The 18,291-nt window shown below is 64.9% G+C and carries 14 protein-coding genes; 4 read left to right on the forward strand and 10 right to left on the reverse strand.

Annotated features, from left to right (window positions below):
- Positions 1 to 167 precede the first annotated feature (167 nt).
- Positions 168 to 1,520 (forward strand): HD domain-containing protein, encoded by a 1,353-nt coding sequence (locus Q1L50_RS05045; protein WP_300336378.1) that lies wholly within the window; start codon positions 168 to 170, stop codon positions 1,518 to 1,520.
- Positions 1,521 to 1,619: 99 nt separating this feature from the next.
- Here the strand turns inward: Q1L50_RS05045 and Q1L50_RS05050 are convergent, their stop codons facing one another.
- On the reverse strand, positions 1,620 to 2,966 hold the full coding sequence (locus tag Q1L50_RS05050; protein ID WP_300336380.1) for an ATP-binding protein: 1,347 nt from the start codon (positions 2,964 to 2,966) through the stop codon (positions 1,620 to 1,622).
- Between the two features lie 2 nt (positions 2,967 to 2,968).
- Positions 2,969 to 3,658: a response regulator transcription factor gene (locus Q1L50_RS05055; protein ID WP_300336382.1), complete on the reverse strand. Its 690-nt coding sequence runs from the start codon at positions 3,656 to 3,658 to the stop codon at positions 2,969 to 2,971.
- Between the two features lie 236 nt (positions 3,659 to 3,894).
- On the opposite strand from Q1L50_RS05055, the gene Q1L50_RS05060 reads away from it, so the two are divergent.
- Positions 3,895 to 4,389, forward strand: coding sequence for a Spy/CpxP family protein refolding chaperone (locus Q1L50_RS05060; protein ID WP_300336384.1), 495 nt, complete (start codon positions 3,895 to 3,897; stop codon positions 4,387 to 4,389).
- A gap of 69 nt (positions 4,390 to 4,458) precedes the next feature.
- Here Q1L50_RS05060 and Q1L50_RS05065 read toward each other — a convergent pair whose 3' ends face one another.
- The 8 genes from Q1L50_RS05065 to rsmB form a co-directional block, all read right to left on the reverse strand.
- Positions 4,459 to 6,474: a primosomal protein N' gene (locus Q1L50_RS05065; RefSeq protein WP_300336386.1), complete on the reverse strand. Its 2,016-nt coding sequence runs from the start codon at positions 6,472 to 6,474 to the stop codon at positions 4,459 to 4,461.
- A 340-nt stretch (positions 6,475 to 6,814) separates the two neighbouring features.
- Positions 6,815 to 7,888, reverse strand: a complete 1,074-nt coding sequence (gene hemE / locus Q1L50_RS05070) for a uroporphyrinogen decarboxylase (RefSeq protein ID WP_300336388.1) — start codon at positions 7,886 to 7,888, stop codon at positions 6,815 to 6,817.
- Between the two features lie 92 nt (positions 7,889 to 7,980).
- Complete coding sequence (locus Q1L50_RS05075) at positions 7,981 to 9,435, reverse strand: potassium transporter TrkG (protein ID WP_300336390.1); 1,455 nt, start codon at positions 9,433 to 9,435, stop codon at positions 7,981 to 7,983.
- Between the two features lie 9 nt (positions 9,436 to 9,444).
- Positions 9,445 to 10,875, reverse strand: coding sequence for a Trk system potassium transporter TrkA (gene trkA, locus Q1L50_RS05080; RefSeq protein WP_300336392.1), 1,431 nt, complete (start codon positions 10,873 to 10,875; stop codon positions 9,445 to 9,447).
- Between the two features lie 36 nt (positions 10,876 to 10,911).
- Entirely contained in the window at positions 10,912 to 12,168 is a 1,257-nt protein-coding gene (locus Q1L50_RS05085) for a response regulator (protein ID WP_300336394.1), read from the reverse strand.
- 1 nt (position 12,169) lies between these two features.
- Entirely contained in the window at positions 12,170 to 14,326 is a 2,157-nt protein-coding gene (locus tag Q1L50_RS05090) for an ATP-binding protein (RefSeq protein ID WP_300336396.1), read from the reverse strand.
- Entirely contained in the window at positions 14,323 to 14,979 is a 657-nt protein-coding gene (locus Q1L50_RS05095) for a DUF4390 domain-containing protein (RefSeq protein WP_300336398.1), read from the reverse strand. The genes Q1L50_RS05090 and Q1L50_RS05095 overlap by 4 nt, the downstream gene beginning before the upstream one ends.
- Positions 14,954 to 16,201, reverse strand: coding sequence for a 16S rRNA (cytosine(967)-C(5))-methyltransferase RsmB (gene rsmB / locus Q1L50_RS05100; protein ID WP_300336400.1), 1,248 nt, complete (start codon positions 16,199 to 16,201; stop codon positions 14,954 to 14,956). The genes Q1L50_RS05095 and rsmB overlap by 26 nt, the downstream gene beginning before the upstream one ends.
- 221 nt (positions 16,202 to 16,422) lie before the next feature.
- Here rsmB and Q1L50_RS05105 point away from each other — a divergent pair, with 221 nt between their 5' ends.
- Entirely contained in the window at positions 16,423 to 17,322 is a 900-nt protein-coding gene (locus tag Q1L50_RS05105) for a cation diffusion facilitator family transporter (protein ID WP_300336402.1), read from the forward strand.
- Positions 17,312 to 18,289 carry a S1/P1 nuclease gene (locus tag Q1L50_RS05110; RefSeq protein WP_300336404.1) on the forward strand — a complete coding sequence of 326 codons (978 nt, stop codon included), beginning with the start codon at positions 17,312 to 17,314 and terminating at the stop codon, positions 18,287 to 18,289. The genes Q1L50_RS05105 and Q1L50_RS05110 overlap by 11 nt, the downstream gene beginning before the upstream one ends.
- Positions 18,290 to 18,291: the final 2 nt, after the last annotated feature.

Genomic DNA, 18,291 nt, shown 5'->3' on the forward strand with positions numbered 1-18,291 from the left:
CGATCTGGAAAGAAAACCAAAGAAGACCCAAACAGCGAAGAAAAACCAGCTTTACATCAAAGCCTCGAAGAACACCCAGTTTCACGCCAGCGGATGGCGACCAGTTTCAGGTTGGCCGCGACACATTCCCCCGGGTACCGTCTCGGCTACCCATCAAGGTGCCCCACATGTCCGACCTGATCCAGCGCGCGCAGGCCTTCGCAACCTCGGCCCATCAGCGGATTGGCCATCGCCGCAAGTACAGCGATCAACCGTACCAGGTGCACCTGGAGGCCGTGGCGCGCTTGGTGGCGTCGGTCACCGACGATCCGGAAATGATTGGCGCCGCGCGGCTTCACGATGTGGTCGAGGATACGCCGGCCACTCTCGGCGACATCGAGCGCGAGTTTGGCCCGGCGATGGCTGCGCTGGTCCAGGATCTGACCGATGTCAGCCGGCCAAGCGGCGGCAACCGCGCCGTCCGCAAGGAGATGGATCGTCGCCACACCGCGCACGCATCAGCTCGCGCCAAGACCGTCAAGTTGGCCGACCTGATCGATAATTGCCAGGACATCACCGGCCACGAGACACGCTTCGCTCGGGTTTTCCTGGGTGAGATGGACGCCTTGCTGGCAGTGCTCGGCGAAGGCCATGCAACGCTGCTGAAGAAGGCGCGCACGCTGCATGGCGATTGCCTGAAAAAATTGCTGACCGCCCGGGCAGACCACGACCCGGGTTCGCCACCTGCGGGCTTGGCATCGTTCTTCCCCCAGCTTGCCAGTTCAACGATGCTGCGCAGATTTCGCGAGGTGTTCGCCGCCGGCGATATCGCCGAGCCACTGCTGTCGTTTGACGCCGAGGCACCCGAATGTACTTCAGCGCGAATCATGAAATCAAGAAGGCTGCGGATTGCCGGGACCCGTGTCGACGGAGTCGTCCAGGCGTATGTGGGTCTGTCTGACATAGAGAATGGCGACGATACGCCCAGCGGGCGACATCTGCAGCCTATCTCGCCGGACCAGGTGCTGGGCCTCGACGCACCACTGATGGATGTGGTCGGCATCCTGACCCGTCACGATCACTGCTTCGTGTCGGTGTTCGATTCGGTCGTCGGAGTGATCGAGCGTGACGCGGTGAACCATCCGGTCGTGCGCATGTGGTTGTTCGATGCCATCACGCTTTACGAGATGGCGCTTTGCCCGCTGACCCAGCAGGTCTTTCCGGAGGGAAAGTGGCAAGACGTCCTCCCGGCCACCCGTCTGGAAAAGGCGCGGGAACTGCAGCGGGAGCGCGGACGTCGCAATCAGCACAGTGACTTGATCGATTGGCTGCAGCTGACCGACAAAGCCCAGATCATGCTCGAGCACCAGCCGGCCAGGGAAGCCCTCGGCCTGAGCTCGAAACGAGTGGCCAAACAGGTGATCAAGGACCTGGCGTCGCTGCGCAACAACCTCGCCCATTCGCAGGATATTGTCTCGCATGACTGGGTTCAGATCATCCGCATCACCCAACGGATGGCTGAACTCGGCTTGCCGCAGTAGGACGCCGGCGCCGCCCCCGGGCGGTGATGCCGGGCTCGCGCAGCGATGCCGACGATCGGCGCGCCAGGCGGACGAGGGAAGAATCGCCGGACAGCGGCCCTAAAGCGGCAAGCTGAGTGTCACCTCGAGGCCGCCGCCGGGGCGATTGCGTGCCCGCAGCTGACCGCCGTGCGCACTAACGGCGCGGCGGGCGATGGCCAGGCCGAGCCCGTATCCGCTCGTTCCGCGGTTGTTGTCGGCCCGGTAGAAAGGTTCGAAAATGGCTTCGAGGTCAGCCTCCGCAACGCCGGGGCCGCGGTCGGAGACGACCACCTCGAACACTTCCGGCGATGACAGACGGCGGGCCCGAACCTCGACCGAGGTACCGGCAGCGGTGTATTTTGCCGCATTGCGAACGACGTTTTCGACGGCCCGATAGAGCAGTTCGCCCTGCACCGCCGCGCTCACTTCGCCGTCGCCGCTGAAGTGCACCGCGCGGCCGCTCGCGGAGGCCTCGAAACCGGCGTCGTCGGCGATGCTGGCGACCATTTCGATCAGGTCGATGGTCTCCGGTGGGCCGCCCGGGGTGCCCGCCTCGAGCCGCGACAAGGTCAGCAGCTCACCGACCAGTTCGTCCAGGCGAACCGACTCGCGTTCGATTCGCTCGAGAGTCATATCGAGCTTGGCGGGGTTCTGCCGCGCCAGCCCAATGGCCGCGTGCAGCCGCGCCAACGGCGATCGCAGCTCGTGAGAAACATCGTGCAACAGGCGCTGCTGGATATGGACCTGCGCCTGCAGGCGCTGCGCCATGCGGTCGAAGTCGCGCCCGAGATCGGCGAGTTCGTCACGACGCCTGCCCATTGACGGCTGCACCCGAGTCTCCAGCCGGCCGTCTGAGACGGCACGCAAGGCGCCGCGCAGGCTGCGGATCGGCTTGGCCATGTACCAGGCCATCGCGGCGCTGAAGGCGAGGCTGGCGAGCAGGCCGGCGAGGATCGGCTGCGCCGGCGAAGGGCGCTCGCGGCGCGGCGGTCGACCGTGCCCCGGCTGGCGGTCGAAGCGCGCGACGAGCGTGTACGCCTGTCCGTCACTGGCCACCACGCGGCGCGCAGCGGACTGCGGTCCCCGGCGGAAGTCGCCCGCTGACCATGCGGCACGCAGGTCGCCAGGAAGCGGACGGTCGAACAGATCGCGTCCTGTGTCGTCGAGGACGAATAGCTGTGCAGCGCCCGGGGCGTCCGCCCATTCCCGGAGTACCTCGCGCATCATCTGCGAACCACCCCGGCGCAGGAAGACCTCCGCGGCATCGAGCATCACCGTCGCCCGCGGCCCACCGGAGAGCGCGGGTCCGGTCTCGGTTTCGGCCTCCGCCTGGCGATGCAGCCAGACGACGGTGCCCACACCCGAACCCGCCAGCAGCAGCGACAGCCAGAAGGCAAAGAAGAACTTCCAGAACAGCCGCCCCATGCTCAGGCCTTGACCAACTGATAGCCCTGGCCGCGAATCGTCTGGATCCACGAGCTGCCGTCCGGCCGCGCGCCAAGCTTCTGGCGGATGCTGCTCACATGCACGTCGATGCTCCGATCAAAGCGCGCCAGAGGGCGTCCCAGCGCCAGTTCCGAGATCTCGCTCTTGCTCACCACCCGGCCGGCCTGGCGTGCCAGGACTCCGAGAATGCTGAATTCGGTACTGGTGAGGTCGAGTGGCTGCTGCCGCCAGGACGCGCTGCGACGCTCCGGCCACATGCTCAGAGGGCCGACCACCAGGGGCTCCGCCGAGGTGCTCGCCTCGGCAGGGCCGGCCACCCGACGCAGGATCGCCCGCAAGCGGGCGACCAGTTCCCGTGGCGAGCACGGCTTGGGGACGTAGTCATCTGCTCCGAGTTCCAGTCCGATGATGCGATCGATGTCGTCACCCCTGGCGGTCAGCATCAACACCGGCAGGCGGCTGCCGGCGCGGATCTGGCGCAGCGCCTCGACGCCGTTAAGCCGCGGCATCATCACGTCGAGCACGGCAATGGCGTAGCGGCCGCTGAGCGCTTCGCGAACGCCACTTTCGCCATCGTGCACCGCTACCGCCTCGAAGCCTTCCTGTTCGAGGTACTCGCGGAGCATCGCGGCGAGTTCGATGTCGTCGTCGACCAGCAGGACTCGGCTCATGTCTCCACTCTTTTCAATTTCTTACAGCGCCGATGATAAGCCCGGCACACCCGCAAGCGCGTGTCTTTACCGGCCTTTACGCGCCGTGGTCGCTCGCCGAGGGCTCGCCGACATCGCCCTTTTACACGGCTTTACAGCGGGTTTGCAGCGCTTTACGGTCAGCTCCCCGACAGTACACCCAACAGTAGCGGCACCCAGGGCCGCGCTGGATCTACCCAACCACACAGGAGTCATTGATGAAAACGCTCAATCGCACCCTCGCCATGTTTCTCGCCGCCAGCAGCATCGCCCTGGCAGTTCCGATGACAGTCCACGCCGACCCGATGATCGGAGGGATGGACGGCTGCAGGGGGTCGCAGGGAATGCGCGGCGAGCCGGATGGCCTGCCGCGGATGTTCAGGAATCTCAAACTCAGCACCGCCCAGGAAGCGAAAATCGCCGAGCTGCGCAAGCAGGACGCGGTGCTGATGGCTGAAAAACTGAAGGTCATGCGCGACACGCGTGTGCAGCTTCACGAGTTGCTGAAAGGCGCGACGTACGACGACGCCAAGGTCAAGGCACTGACCGAGCAGGGCGCCCTGGCGATGGCCGAAATGGGCCAGCTGCGTGCCCGTCAGCACTACCAGACGATGCTGATCCTCACCCCGGAGCAGCGCAAGGAGTTCGACGCCCAACGCGAGCGGATGATCAGTCGCTGGGAACAGAAGCGCCAGGGACGCCCGAGCAGCTGATGGCACGGCCGCCTGCCGCGACAGGGCAGCCTTGGTCGGCGGTCTGGCGGCGGCGAGCGGCGGCCGGCGTCAGAACTCCAGCGGATCGACTTCCAGATGCCAGCGCAGCCGCGACGACGACTTGATCGCTTCGAGTTGCGGCACCCACTGCGCAAGAAAGCGCTGCAAGGCGCGGCGCGACGGAGACTCGACCAGCAACTGACCACGTTCCAGGCTGGCCCGGCGTGAAAGACGCATCGGCACCGGGTCGTAGAAGCAGACCGCCTGCCCGACCTCGGCTGGTAGGCAGGCGCGGGCGATGGTCAGGAAGCGCAAGGCATCGGCCATCTGTGGCGCCTCGGCACGCAGCATCGCCTGGTAGGCGTAGGGCGGGAAACCCGCCTGCCGGCGTTCATCAAGCTGCGTCGCCGCGAAAGCCGGGAAGTCATGGCGGGCCAGCGCGGCGTACAGCGGATGCTCGGGAAACTGCGTCTGAATCAGCATTTCACCCGGCCGCTCGGCGCGGCCAGCGCGGCCGGCAACCTGCATCAGTTGCGCGAAGAGCCGCTCGGGCGCCCGCCAGTCGGCAGCAAACAGCGCGGCATCGGGAGCGATCGCGCCGACCAGGGTGAGCTTTGGAAAGTCATGACCCTTGGCCAGCATCTGCGTCCCGACCAGAATATCGGCCTCGCCGCACTGGATTCGCTCGACCAGGGCTTCCCACTGCTTGCGGCTGCCCGCCGAGTCGCGATCGACGCGGAGCACGCGGGCCTGGGGGAAGCGCTCGGCGAGAACCGCCTCAAGCCGCTGCGTGCCGCGGCCAAACGGGCTCAGATCCTGGTTTCCACAAGTCGGACACGCCTGCGGGACGCGCGCCTCGAAGCCACAGTGGTGGCAGCGCAGACGGCGGTCGCTCAGGTGCAGCACCAGATTGGCCGCGCAGCGATGGCAATCCGAGGTCCAGCCGCAGGCGCCGCAGGCCAGCACCGGCGCATAACCGCGGCGATTCAGGAAGAGCAGGCTTTGCTCGGCACGCGCCAGGCGCTGTTCGATCGCCCGCAACATGGCGCCGGAGAGGCCATCCTGCGTTTTGTCGACGCGCGTGTCGATGCGCCGGACCTCCGGCAGGCGGGCGCCTTCGACCGCTCGTTCGTGCAGCGACAACAGCTGGTAGCGCCCGCGGCTGGCGCTGGTGGTGGCATTGGCCCAGCTCTCGAGTGACGGCGTCGCCGAACCGAGGACAATCGGTATCGCCATCTGGCGGGCACGAAACACGGCCAGGTCTCGCGCCGAGTAGCGGACTCCGTCCTGCTGCTTGAACGAGGCGTCGTGCTCTTCGTCGACCACGATCAGGCCAAGGTCGGGCAGCGGGGTGAAGATCGCCAGGCGGGTTCCGAGCACGATTCGCGCTTCGCCGGTCAGCGCTGCCTGCCAGTTGCGCCGCCGCGCCGCCTCACCAAGTTCGCTGTGCAGGCTGACCATGCCAGCGCTGGGAAAGCGTGCCGCGACGCGGCCCTCCAGCTGCGGTGTAAGGTTGATTTCCGGTACCAGCAGCAGTGACTGGCGTCCACCAGCGAGGGCCCGCTCGATCAGCCGCAGATAGACTTCGGTCTTGCCACTGCCGGTGACGCCGTGCAGCAGGTAGGCGTGGAAGCCAGCGGCCGCGGTGATCGCGGCCAGGGACGCCTGCTGCTCGGCGGTCAGTGGCGGCGCCTGCTGCGCGCTTCCCACGAGGGGCGCCTTGCGCGAGTGCCGGGGTTGGACGGCAGTGGTCGCCCGCAGGCCGGCGGGAAGCGTGGACAGCATCACCTGGCCAAGGGGGGCATGATAGTAGGCGGCACAGAACTCGGTCAGACGGAACCAGTCTGTGGGCAGCGGCGGCAGGTCGCGCAGGACGCAGTCGATCGGTCGGAGCTGCGCCAGGGAGACCTCGCTGGTCGCCGGCAGCTCGACCAGAATACCGATTTTCCGCTGCGTGCCAAAGGGGACCCGGACCCGGTAGCCGACGTCGGTCGGCGACAACGGCTGCTCGTCGGGAGCACGATAATCAAAGAGGCTGCGGAGCGGAAGATCGAGCGCAACACGGGCAATCTGCAGCGATGACATCAGGGCTGGCAACCGTTCGAACACAGGCAAAGAAATCGGCGCTTACTTAGCGGCGGAAGCTCGCGCCACTTCTGGCAATGCGGGATAAGATGTTCAGTTTCCTGAAGTTTCCGATCCGTACACAGAGACTGTGGATAACTCTGTGGATGGGAACGCTGGAAAGTGGTTCAAAAGCCCTTGGGGCAAGGGTTTCAGTGTCATTGCAAGAAAAATGAGCGATTCAAAAACCGATATAAAGCAGTGACTTACAGATACGCATCTGATTTACAAGAGACTTTCCGCGGCAGCGCCAATTCGTGGATCGCTTCTGTGAACAAGTCAAGAGGTAAACGCCAATTCATCAGCTCTGCCGGCGCAGAATTCGACTGTGCTGGTGTACGGCATCGACCAGCGCGGTGACGTTCTCCGGCGGCGTGAACTGGGAAATGCCGTGCCCCAGGTTGAACACATGTCCGGTCCGGCTCGGGCCAAAGCTGTCGAGCACCTTCCTCGCTTCGACGGCGATCCTTTCAGGCGAGGCGAAGAGCACCGCCGGGTCGACATTTCCCTGCAGCGCGACCCGCTCGCCGACGCGCCGGCGCGCTTCGCCGATGTCGATCGTCCAGTCCAGGCCGACCGCATCGCATCCGATGTTGGCGATCGATTCCAGCCACAGGCCCCCGCCCTTGGTAAACACGATCGACGGCACGCGCTCCCCGTCCTTTTCCTTGATCAGCCTGCCGACGATGCGTTGCATGTACTGGAGCGAGAACTCTTCGTAGGCCGCTGCCGAAAGCGAACCTCCCCAGGAATCAAAGATCATCACCGCCTGGGCGCCGGATTCGATCTGGGCGTTGAGGTAGGCACTCACAGCGTCGGCGGTGACCGACAGGATGTGATGCAGCAAGTCCGGCCGATCGTAGAGCATGCCCTTGATCCGGCGGTAATCGGTGCTCGACGCGCCCTCGACCATGTAGCAGGCCAAGGTGTAGGGGCTCCCGGAAAAGCCGATAAGTGGCACCGAGCTGTTCAGCGCGCGCCTGATCTCGGCCACGGCATCCATCACGTAGCGCAGGTGGTCCCAGGGGTCCGGTGCGCTGAGGTCGCGAATCGCCCACTCCTCGCGCAGCGGGCGCTCGAAGCGCGGGCCTTCGCCGTCGGTGAAGTAGAGGCCGAGCCCCATCGCATCCGGGACGGTGAGGATGTCGGAAAAGAGGATCGCCGCGTCGAGCTCGTAGCGGGCAAGCGGCTGCAGGGTCACCTCACAGGCCAGGCCGGGATTCTTGCACAGCTGCATGAAGCTGCCCGCGCGCGCGCGCGTCTCGCGATACTCGGGCAGATAGCGACCGGCCTGGCGCATCAGCCAGACCGGCGTGTGGGCGGTCGGCTGCTTGAGCAGGGCGCGCAGGAAACTGTCGTTGCATGGTCGGGTCACGTCGAACTCCACCGGACTGGGAAACTGGCTTGGCATGGGACGCCACGGGCAGGGGCGAAACGCGCGGATCGGGCGATTATCCCCTTTCCCGACTACTTCCGCCAGAAAGCCGGCGTCATGACCACCAGCAGGGTGAAGATTTCCAGGCGGCCGAGGAGCATGGCGAAGGTGCACACCCAGGTCTGAAAATCGCTCAGGCCCGCGTAGTTGTTCGCCGGCCCGACCTGCCCCAGGCCTGGCCCGGTATTGTTGATGCTGGCGACCACGGCCGAAAAAGCGGTGATGATCTCGAGCCCGGAGAAGGAAAGAACCAGAGTCATCGCCACGATGCACACCATGTACATGAAGCCGAAAGCAAGAACCGCGAAAAGAATGTTGGCGGGGACGACGTCTCTGCCAACCTTGACGAGATGTACGGCATTGGGGTGCATGGCGCGCGTCAGCTCGCGGTAGACCTGCTTGTAGAGGACGATCGCGCGAATCATCTTGATTCCGCCACCGGTCGATCCGGCGCTGGTCGCGAAGCTGCACAGGAAGAGCATCCACAGCGGTGCGAAAAAAGGCCAGAGCGCGTAATCGGTGGTCGCAAAACCGGTGGTCGTGGCGATCGACACGACATTGAAAGCGGCATAGCGCAGCGCCTCCACGAAGCTTGGATATATGTCGTGAAAGTCGAGGAAGAAGGCGATGCCGACGACACTGCCAAGAGTCACCAGGAGAAACCAGCCGGCTTCCGGATCAGCGCGGTAGGGGCGCAAGGAACGCCCGGAGAGAACCACGAAGTGGGTCGCGAAATTCATCCCGGCGAACAGCATGAAACCGATGCTGACCGCTTCGATGGCCGGCGAGTCAAAGTAGGCGAAGCTGGCATCATGGCTGGAGAAGCCGCCAAGACCCATGGTTGCGAACATGTGCATGATCGCGTCCAGCCAGCTCATGCCGGCCCATTGATAAGCCAGGACGCAGCAGATCGAGACCAGTGAGTAGACGACCCACAGCCCCTTGGCCGTTTCCGCAATGCGGGGAGTCATCTTGGTGTCTTTCATCGGCCCCGGGGTTTCGGCCTTGAACATCTGTCGACCGCCGATCCCGAGCAGCGGCAGGATCGCCACGGCGAGAACGATCAAGCCCATGCCGCCCAGCCAGACCAGTTGCGTTCGCCAGAAATTGATCGACACCGGCAGCTCATCAAGGCCGACGATGACGGTGGACCCGGTCGTCGTCAGCCCGGACACGGCTTCGAAGTAGGCGTCGGTGAAGCTCAAATTGAGCTGGAGCACCAGCGGCAGGGCAGCGTAGATCGGCAACACCGTCCACACCAGCGCGACCATCAGAAAGCCGTCGCGGATGGTCAGGTCGCGAGTCACCTTGCGCGTCGCGTACCACAGGCCAAGGCCGGTCCCGACGGTCAGCAACAGCGCTTCGTCGAACGCACCGACCGCGCCATCGTCGAGGACCCACGATAGACTCAGGGGAGCCAGCATGGTCAGCCCGAACATCAGGATCACCAGCGCCAGCGCCCGGATCACCGGGTAATAGCTTTTCACGCGGTCGTCTCAGAAGAAGTGGAAGCCCACCTCGAACAGTTTCTCGACCTGCTTGACGACTTTCTTGTCAATGCAGAAGACAATCACGTGATCGCCGGTCTGAATCACCACGTCCTTGTGCGCGATCAGCACCCGGCCCGTCTGCTTCTTCTGGCCCAGGCGGAAAAAGTTCAGTTCTTCGGTCTCGCCGAGCCCGCGAACGACCGCGGCGATAAAGGCGCCGTGAATCAGCGGCAGGTCGCCGATGCGCCGGCCGACGGCTCGCGAGTTCTTCTGGTCGCCGTGGGCGACGATCTCGAGGGCTTCGGCAGCGCCACGGCGCAAACTGTGCACCTGCGCCACGTCGCCACGGCGAACATAGGTCAGCAGCGTGCCGATCGATACCTGCGCCGGTGAAATCGCGATGTCGATCGGCCCGCCCTGGACCAGTTCCGCGTAGGCGCGGCGATTGATCAGCGCCACCACGCGCTGGCAGCCCATCCGCTTGGCCAGCGACGCGCCCATGATGTTGTCTTCGTCGTCGTTACTCAGCGCGAGGAACAGTTCCATCTCCTCGATCGCCTCCTGCTGCAGCAACTCCTCGTCGGTGGCGTCGCCGTTGAGCACCAGTACCGACTTCAGCGAACTGGCGACGAACTCGGCGCGCCGCCGGTCGATCTCGATCAGCTTGACCTCGCACTTGCCTTCCAGCGCCTGTGCCACGCGCAGGCCGATGTTGCCGCCACCGGCAATCATCACCCGCCGCACGGGCTCCATCGAGCGGCGCAACTCACGCATCACGGTGCGGATATGTTCTTCGGCCGCCAGCACGAAGACTTCATCGCCGTCGGCAACGATCGTTTCACCAGTCGGCGCGATCGCCCCACCGCTGCGATAAATGGCGGCAATCCGCCCATCGACCTCCGCTGGCAGGTGGTCGCGCATTTCCTTGATCGGGCTGCCAACCAGCAGGCCTCCGGCATAAGCGCGCAGAGCGACCAGGGCCAGCCGTCCGCGGGCAAAACTCAGCACCTGCAGTGCTTCCGGAAAGGCCACCAGACTGGCGAGGTACTCGGTAATGACCTGCTCCGGACACAAGGCGTAGTCGACCGCAAAATTCTCCGGCGACAACAGCTTTTCGCTGTCGAGAAAGTCACGCGCGCGCAAGCGGGCGATACGCGCGGGGACGTTGAAGACGCTGTGCGCGACCTTGCAGGCGACCAGATTGGTCTGATCACTTTGGGTCACGGCAATCAGCAGGTCGGCGTCCTGCAGGCCGGCGTTGGCGAGCACGGAAGGATGCGAACCGTCGCCGACGACCGTGCGCAGGTCCATGCGGTCCTGCAGGTACGCCAGGCGCTCGTGGTCGCTATCGACCACCGTGATGTCGTTATTCTCGGAAACAAGACTTTCGGCAACACTCGCACCGACCTGGCCGGCACCGAGAATGACGATCCGCATTTCTATCGATCTCCCTGAGCAACACCTGGCGAGACCTTACTCGCGCTCGTCGCCACGCCTGCCGATGTTGAGTCCCAGCTGCCTCAGCTTCCGATACAGGTGGGTGCGTTCGAGGCCCGTCTTCTCGGCCAAACGCGTCATGTTACCGCGTTCGGCGGCCAGATGATATTCGAAATACATCCGCTCGAATGCTTCCCGGGCCTCGCGCAGGGGTTGATCCAGGCAGATCGGCGACGGCGGCGGGGCGGTGCCGCCGGCTTCGCTTTGCAGCACGCGCTCGACGTCTTCGGCACCGATCTCCTCGTCAAGCGCCGACAGCGCAAGATTTCTGACCGTGGCCAACAATTCGGCCCACTCACCCTGCCAGCGGTGCAGGCGCAGGGCGTTGCGCGCGCCGCTGGAGAAATGGCGCAACGGCACTTCCCCGCGTTCCGCGAGGTGGGACAGCAGCAGGGCGGCGATCTCGGGCACGTCGTCGCCGTGCCCCGAAATCTGCGGCAGGGCCACCCAGACCTCTCCCAGACGGCTAACCAGAAGCGAATCCCAGCCGGCTTCAACGAGTGCCGTCAGCGAGCGGCTGGAAGCTGCAACCATCTGCAGATTGTGTCGCTCCAGGCGTTCGAGCGCGAAGACCAGGTTCATCTGCTGCAGTTTGCCCAATTGCGCCAGATCAGCAATGAAGACGATCCCGCCGCTGGTGTTGTGCAAGGTCTCCTGGGTCAGCGGCGTAGTCGCGGCCGACAGGTCCAGCCAGGGCGTGCGGTGCGTCTGCAGGGTGCGCGCGCAGATCTCGGCGATGCTGCCCGAACCGCTTTTTAGCAGCAGCACCGAGGTCTTCGCTGCGGCCTGTTCGAGGCGCCGCTTGAGGTCTTTGAGCAACGGCGAGCGCGCAAAGGCATCAAGCGTCAGCGGCTTCTTGTCGAGCACGGTTTCATGCTTCAGCGCCTTCTTGACGGTGGCCAGCAGCTTCTGCAGGGCGATTGGCTTCTCGAGAAAATCGGTCGCCCCGATGCGCGTCGCTTCGACCGCCGAATCGATCGTGCCGTGGCCGGACATCATCACCACGGGCATCGTCAGGAGACCGCCAGCGGACCATTCCTTGAGCAGAGATATGCCATCAGTATCGGGCATCCAGATGTCCAGGAGAACCAGATCCGGCCGTTTTTCGGCACGCACCTTGCGCGCCGCGGCAGCGTTCTCCGCCTGCCAGACCGAGTGGCCTTCGTCGGCAAGAATCTCGGAGAGCAGCTCGCGGATACCCATTTCATCGTCGACGATCAGTATTTGCGCCATTTCAGGCCTCGGTGGGAAGTTGGCTCACGCGGTGTCCTCGAGTCGGCAAGGAAGCCAGCGGCAGGGCAATGCTGACCACCCCGCCTCCGGCCGGCTGACGGTTGTTGATCCGGATCCGCCCCTGATGTTCATCGACGATCTTCTTGACGATCGCCAGGCCAAGGCCGGTGCCGCGCGCCTTGGTGGTCACGTAGGGTTCCAGAACCCGGGCCATGATCTCCGGCGGAAAGCCCGGCCCGTGGTCGGTAACGATCATTTCGGCCAGGTTGTCGGCGAGGCGCGTCCTGATTTCGATGCTTGGCGAATCGACCGATTCCTGTGCATCCTCGGCGTTGCGCAACAGATTGTGGATGATTTGCCGCAGCTGGGTAGCGTCGCCCCAGACCGGCGGCAGCTTCGCCGCGAGCTTCAGCGCGATGGTCGCGCGCGACGTCTCATACAGACCAAGGACTTCGCTGATCAGCGCGTTGAGGTCCACGGCCGCCAGTTCAGGGGCCGGCAGCCGTGCGTAGTCGCTGAAATCGTTCACCATCCGCTTCATCGCCTCGACCTGCCGAATAATGGTCTGCGTCGAGCGCGCGAGCATTTGGGCGTCGCTGCCGCCCAGGCGGTCGGCAAGTTTCATCTGCAGCCGCTCGGCGGAGAGCTGGATGGGGGTCAGCGGATTCTTGATCTCGTGCGCCAGGCGCCGTGCGACTTCACCCCAGGCGGCGCTGCGCTGAGCGGCAATCAGCCGCGTGACGTCGTCGAAAACGAGCACGTAGCCGCCGTGCGATCCGGCTGGCAACTGGGTGCCGCGCAGCAACAGAATCTGCGGCAGGCCACCGGTATGCTCAAGCTCGATCTGTTCCTGCCACTCGCTACTTTCGTGCTCGGCAAAGGCGCCGCGAATCGCCTCGCCGAGGGCCAGCTGGCGCGGCCAGTTTTCCGGCGCCTCGCCGAGCAGACCGCTGAAATCGTCGGCGAGAATGGTCAGCGCACCCTCGTTCACGGTGCGTAGGACGAAACGTCGGTCAAAGACCAGAACGCCCGCCGAGAGGTTGGCCAGAATCGATTCCAGGTAGGCGCGCGCGGCTTCAAGTTCGGCGCGCTGCCGCTCGTTGTCGCGCCGCGCTTCGTCGAGCTGACTGGTCATCTGCTTGAACGAGCGCGTCAGCACACCGAGTTCATCGCGACTGTACACCGCCTGGCGTGGCGTGTAATCGCCGGCGGTGACCGCCTGCGTACCCTCGGCGAGGATCGACAGCGGCGCCGACAGGCGACGGGCCAAAACGAAGGCCAGGGCGATGGCCGTGAACAAGGCCAGCAGGACGGTCAGCGTGAGGGTCATCGCGTAGATCCGGGTCAGACCCTCGCGGCCCAGCGACAGCTCCTGATAGTCGGCGTAGACCGTCTGCACGCTGTCGGCGTTGAGCGCCAGAGCGGCCGGCACCGGATCGGTCAGCTGCAGGATACGGGTCTCGACACCAAGGCCGGGCGGCGTCACCGCAACCAGAACACGCAGGTTCAGGTCCTTTTCACCATGGCTTTCGAGCACCGCCACCCTGCGCTCGCTGAGTGTCCGGCGCAACAGCTCGGGGGTCGGCTGAGAAGGCAACAGCGTTGTCAGATCGCCGGTGGCGGTCGCCACCAGTTCGCCTTCGCTCGAAAACAGCGCCGCGGATTGCACGCCGGATTGCTCACGCAGTCGATTGATATCGAGGCGGCGCAGCGTTTCGGAACGTTCGGCAAGCTCCAGCGCCATCGCCTGGCCCTTGGCGGCAAGGTCTGCCAGCAAGGAATCGAGCGCGCTGCGGCCGAGATTCAGCCCCGCCTCAAGCGCCTTTTCAACGCGCACGTCGAACCAGGTTTCGATACTCTTGGTAACGAACTGGACCGATACAGCGTAGATCAGCACCCCCGGCAAGACGGCCATCAGACCAAACATCAACATCAGTCGCAGCTTCAGTCGCGAACCGAAGACCTTGGCCTGGTGCTCACGCCAGAGAACACGCAATTGCCAAGAGATCAAAGCCAGGAGCGATAGCGCGACGACCGCATTGAGCCCGAGCAACCACGCGTAGTTGCTGGCGAACAGCGCCGTATTGGCACTGGCCGAAGCCAACAGGAAAAGCAGGATCCCGCCAAACGACACGGCGGCGATGATCAGGCTGGTCACTTGGCGTCGCCCGTGCTGCTGACGCTGGGGGCCACCACCGCTGGCGCCACCGGGACCACCTGCGTGCCCGTTCCCCCTGACTGCGCCGAGTCGCTTGGCGTAAACGACCAGCGCGCCCATTCCGAAACCAGATTCCAGTCGCGGTTGGCCAGCGCGTTGACCTGAAATGTCTTGGGCATTTGCGTCAGGTCAAGGCGCATGCGAACGGCGGCGAGATAGGTGTGATCGGCCTGTACCGTGCCCTTGTCGACGACCAGCCAGTTGCGCAATCGCGACAGGATACTCAGGGCGTCGTCAAGCGAGCGGAAGCTCTGGTGCAGGGTCCCGGTCGACAGGCGATACTGGCGCGTCAGGGCGTGGTAGGAAAGCTGCACGGACTGGCTGCGACTGGCCAGCTGTTCGTCAAGCCAGTACCAGCGTGAGCGCGTCAGTTCGAAATCGACGACGAAGTACAGTGCTACGCCCCTGGCGACTGCGTCTTCGAGGCGCGCATTGAGATTGACGTTGAAGTCGGCGGCGAGCACATAGCCATCTTCGCTGGCCGACAGAATAGGGTTTCGAACGGTGATATCGCCGGCTTGCGCGCCGGGTGTGGCGAACAACAGCAGCACGCCAAGGAAGAACCAGCTAAGCAGCTTTCCGCAAGAGGGCATAGAAGAATCCGTCGTGGTCGTCGTGTGGCAGGAGCTGTTCTTCGCTCACCCGGCGAGCGTCCGGCTGACGAACGAGGAAGGCGTCGATCTGCGCGCCGTTCTCTTCCGGGAAGACCGAACACGTCGCGTACAGCAGCTTGCCGCCAGCCCGAAGCACCGGCCAGAGCTGGTCGAGGATCTCTGCCTGCGTCCGGGCGAAGCGTCTGATGTCGCTTTCACGGCGCAAGTACTTGATATCCGGATGACGGCGGACGACCCCGGACGCCGAGCAGGGGACGTCCGCGAGAATCGCATCGAAGGGCTGGCCGTCCCACCATTGATCTGCGGCCCGGCAATCGCCAACCTTGACCGTCGCCGACAGGCCAAGCCGCCGCAGGTTGTCGTCGATACGCCGAGCGCGCAGCACATCGAGATCCAGCGCCAGCAGTTCGACGTCGGCGGCTTCGAGCAGGTGTGCCGTCTTGCCGCCGGGCGCCGCGCAGGCATCGAGGATTCGCTGGCCAGCCAGCGGGCCAAGGAGATCGGCAGCGCGCTGGGCACCGAAGTCCTGAATCGACACCAATCCGTCGGCAAAGCCCGGCAAGGCATCGACCGCCACCGGCTTGTCCAGAATCAACGCATCGCCCGCGCCCGCCAGACGACGAGCAGCCAGGCCGGCAGCCCGCAGTTGCGCCAGATAATCGTCGGCCAGGACGCGGCGCCGATTGACGCGCAGGGTCATCGGGGGCTGCGCATTGCCGGTGGCGACGATTTCCCGCCAGCACGTCGGATAGGCGCGGCGCAACCGCGCCAGCCACCAGCCCGGGTGCTGTTGTCCCGCCACATCGTCATCGGCCATGGCGGCATCCAGCACATCTCGCTGCCGCAGGTAATTGCGCAACAGGCCATTGACCAGACCCTTGAAGGCGCCGCCCGCCAGTTCGCCGGCTGCGGCAACCGCCTGATCGACAATCATGTAGGCTGCTTCCGGGCGCGTCTGCAAGCGGTACAGCGCCGCGAGCAACAGGGCTTCGGTCTCGGGATGCGGCACGGCCCGGGTCAGCAGACGCCCGAGGATGAACTCGCCACAACCGAAACGGCGCAGAGTTCCGAAAGCCACGTCCTGAGCGGCCGCGCGAGCCGCCGGATGTTCGCCGCTGAGCGTGGTCAGCGCTTTGGTCAGGCTGTGTCGGCTATGCACCTGGGCAAGTATCCGCGCCGCCAGCAACAGACTGAAGGCCATCGAATCGGGCGCGAGGAGCGATGGCGCGGCCTCCACCTGGCGCGCAGGCGAACGTTGGTCGTCGGTTGGCGGCCGGCGCACGCGCCGCACACGTGCCAAGGGAGAAGGAGAGAAGGACGAAGAAGACAAAGGCCTGGCGATCACTGCTGATTGGGGGTGAGCCGAGTTTAGCACGATGCCTGACGATGGCGAGATGGTCGCCAGCGAGCGATAATGAGGTCATGACCTCGTTCTCTCTCAAACGATACGCTTGGCTCTCGATCGGCGCGGCTCTGGCGACGATCGGGCTGAAAGGCTCGGCCTGGCTGATCACCGGATCGGTGGGATTGCTCTCCGATGCGCTGGAATCGCTGGTCAACCTGGCCGGCGCCGGCATGGCACTGGCCATGCTGTCGATTGCCGAGCGACCGGAGGACGAAGGGCACGCCTTCGGCCACGGCAAGGCCGAGTATTTCTCCAGTGGCTTCGAGGGACTGCTGATCCTGGTAGCCGCGGCTGCCATCGCGCTGACCGCCGTTGAACGCCTGCTCAACCCGCAGCCGCTCGAACAGCTAGGAGTCGGCCTGGCGGTATCGGTCGTCGCCGCACTGATCAACCTGGCCGTCGGTCGCGTGCTGCTGCGTGCCGGCAGCCGCTACCGGTCAATCACCCTGGAGGCCGACGGCCAGCACTTGCTGACCGATGTCTGGACATCGATCGGGGTAATCGCCGGCGTCGGCGCGGTGGCACTCACCGGCTGGCTGTGGCTGGACCCGACCCTGGCGCTGCTGGTCGCGGCGAACATCGTCTGGACCGGCTGGGGTCTGCTGCGACGTTCGACCAGCGGTCTGATGGACGGCGGCGTGCCGCCTGAGCAGCACACCAGACTGATCGCGGTTCTCGAACGCTATCGGGCCCTGGGAATCGACTACCACGCCTTGCGCACCCGAGAGGCTGGCGCGCGCAGCTTTGTTTCGCTTCACGTGCTGGTACCGGGAGCGTGGACCGTTGCGCGAGGACACCAGTTGGTCGAAGAACTCGATCGCGATATTCGGCACGAGCTGCCGCACGCGACGGTGTTCACCCATCTCGAACCGCTGGAAGATCCCGCGTCACAGGAAGACATCGGCCTTGACCGCTGAATCGACGCGCCGCGCGAAGGGCTTCTGGCTGTCGCTGTTCTTGGCTCTGCTGCTGTGCACGCCACCGGCTCTCGCCTGGAACGCCGCCGGCCACCGGCTCACCGCGATGATCGCCTGGGAAAGACTGGACGACGAGACCCGCGAAGCGGTGGCTGGTGTCCTGCGCCAACACCCCGACTTCGCCGTTTGGCAAGCCCGCAGCAAGGGCGCCGATCCGGACCTCACGGCCTTTCTTGAAGCCTCGACCTGGCCCGACGACATCCGCAAGGACAAACGCTTCTATACCGCCAGCCTGGAAGAGCCAACGCCGACCCTGCCCGGCTTTCCGGATATGGAGCGGCGTCTGACTTGGCACCACTTCGACCGGCCGGTCGACCGACCGCGGAACGCAGACTACGGCCTGCCGAACTCATCGGGGCTCCTCGAACGGCAGTTGCTGACGCTCGCCCAGACGCTGGCCAACCCGAACGCCAGTATCGCCGAGCGTGCCTACACGCTGCCGTGGCTGATTCATCTGATCGGCGACGCACACCAACCGCTGCACGCCGCCAGTCGCTACGGGAGCGACGAACAAGGCGACGGCGGCGGCAACGCACTGAACGTTTTCAACCCGTGGCAACCGCGTTATCCGTCGACCAATCTGCACCGCTACTGGGACGACCTGCCGGGTGCGCCGTGGCTTCGCGGCAGCCGGCTCGAGAACGCGGCCAGATCCCTGACCATCCTTTACCCGCCGCCGGCGCCTTCGGCAACGCCGGACCAATGGCTAGCCGAGAGCTGGCGGCTTGCCCGCGACGCCGCGTATCCTCCGGGAAACGCTGCAGTGCCGACGATCAGCGCCGACTTCCACGCCAACGCGCTGGACATCGCGCGCCGCCGCGTCGCCGAAGCGGGCTATCGGCTGGCCGATCAGCTGCAGCGTGTATTTCAGACGTCGTGCCGACAAGATGGCTGTCCCGGCCCTTAGCC

It is taken from the genome of Accumulibacter sp. (assembly GCF_029255145.1).
Lineage (GTDB): Bacteria > Pseudomonadota > Gammaproteobacteria > Burkholderiales > Rhodocyclaceae > Accumulibacter.

What these genes read in the sequence shown, in the direction of transcription:
- Q1L50_RS05045 (WP_300336378.1), top strand. Translation starts at nt 168, where the DNA reads ATGTCCGACCTGATCCAGCGCGCGCAGGCCTTCGCAACCTCGGCCCAT.
- Q1L50_RS05050 (WP_300336380.1), bottom strand. Translation starts at nt 2,966, where the DNA reads ATGGGGCGGCTGTTCTGGAAGTTCTTCTTTGCCTTCTGGCTGTCGCTG.
- Q1L50_RS05055 (WP_300336382.1), bottom strand. Translation starts at nt 3,658, where the DNA reads ATGAGCCGAGTCCTGCTGGTCGACGACGACATCGAACTCGCCGCGATG.
- Q1L50_RS05060 (WP_300336384.1), top strand. Translation starts at nt 3,895, where the DNA reads ATGAAAACGCTCAATCGCACCCTCGCCATGTTTCTCGCCGCCAGCAGC.
- Q1L50_RS05065 (WP_300336386.1), bottom strand. Translation starts at nt 6,474, where the DNA reads ATGTCATCGCTGCAGATTGCCCGTGTTGCGCTCGATCTTCCGCTCCGC.
- trkA (WP_300336392.1), bottom strand. Translation starts at nt 10,875, where the DNA reads ATGCGGATCGTCATTCTCGGTGCCGGCCAGGTCGGTGCGAGTGTTGCC.
- Q1L50_RS05085 (WP_300336394.1), bottom strand. Translation starts at nt 12,168, where the DNA reads ATGGCGCAAATACTGATCGTCGACGATGAAATGGGTATCCGCGAGCTG.
- Q1L50_RS05095 (WP_300336398.1), bottom strand. Translation starts at nt 14,979, where the DNA reads ATGCCCTCTTGCGGAAAGCTGCTTAGCTGGTTCTTCCTTGGCGTGCTG.
- rsmB (WP_300336400.1), bottom strand. Translation starts at nt 16,201, where the DNA reads ATGGCCTTCAGTCTGTTGCTGGCGGCGCGGATACTTGCCCAGGTGCAT.
- Q1L50_RS05105 (WP_300336402.1), top strand. Translation starts at nt 16,423, where the DNA reads ATGACCTCGTTCTCTCTCAAACGATACGCTTGGCTCTCGATCGGCGCG.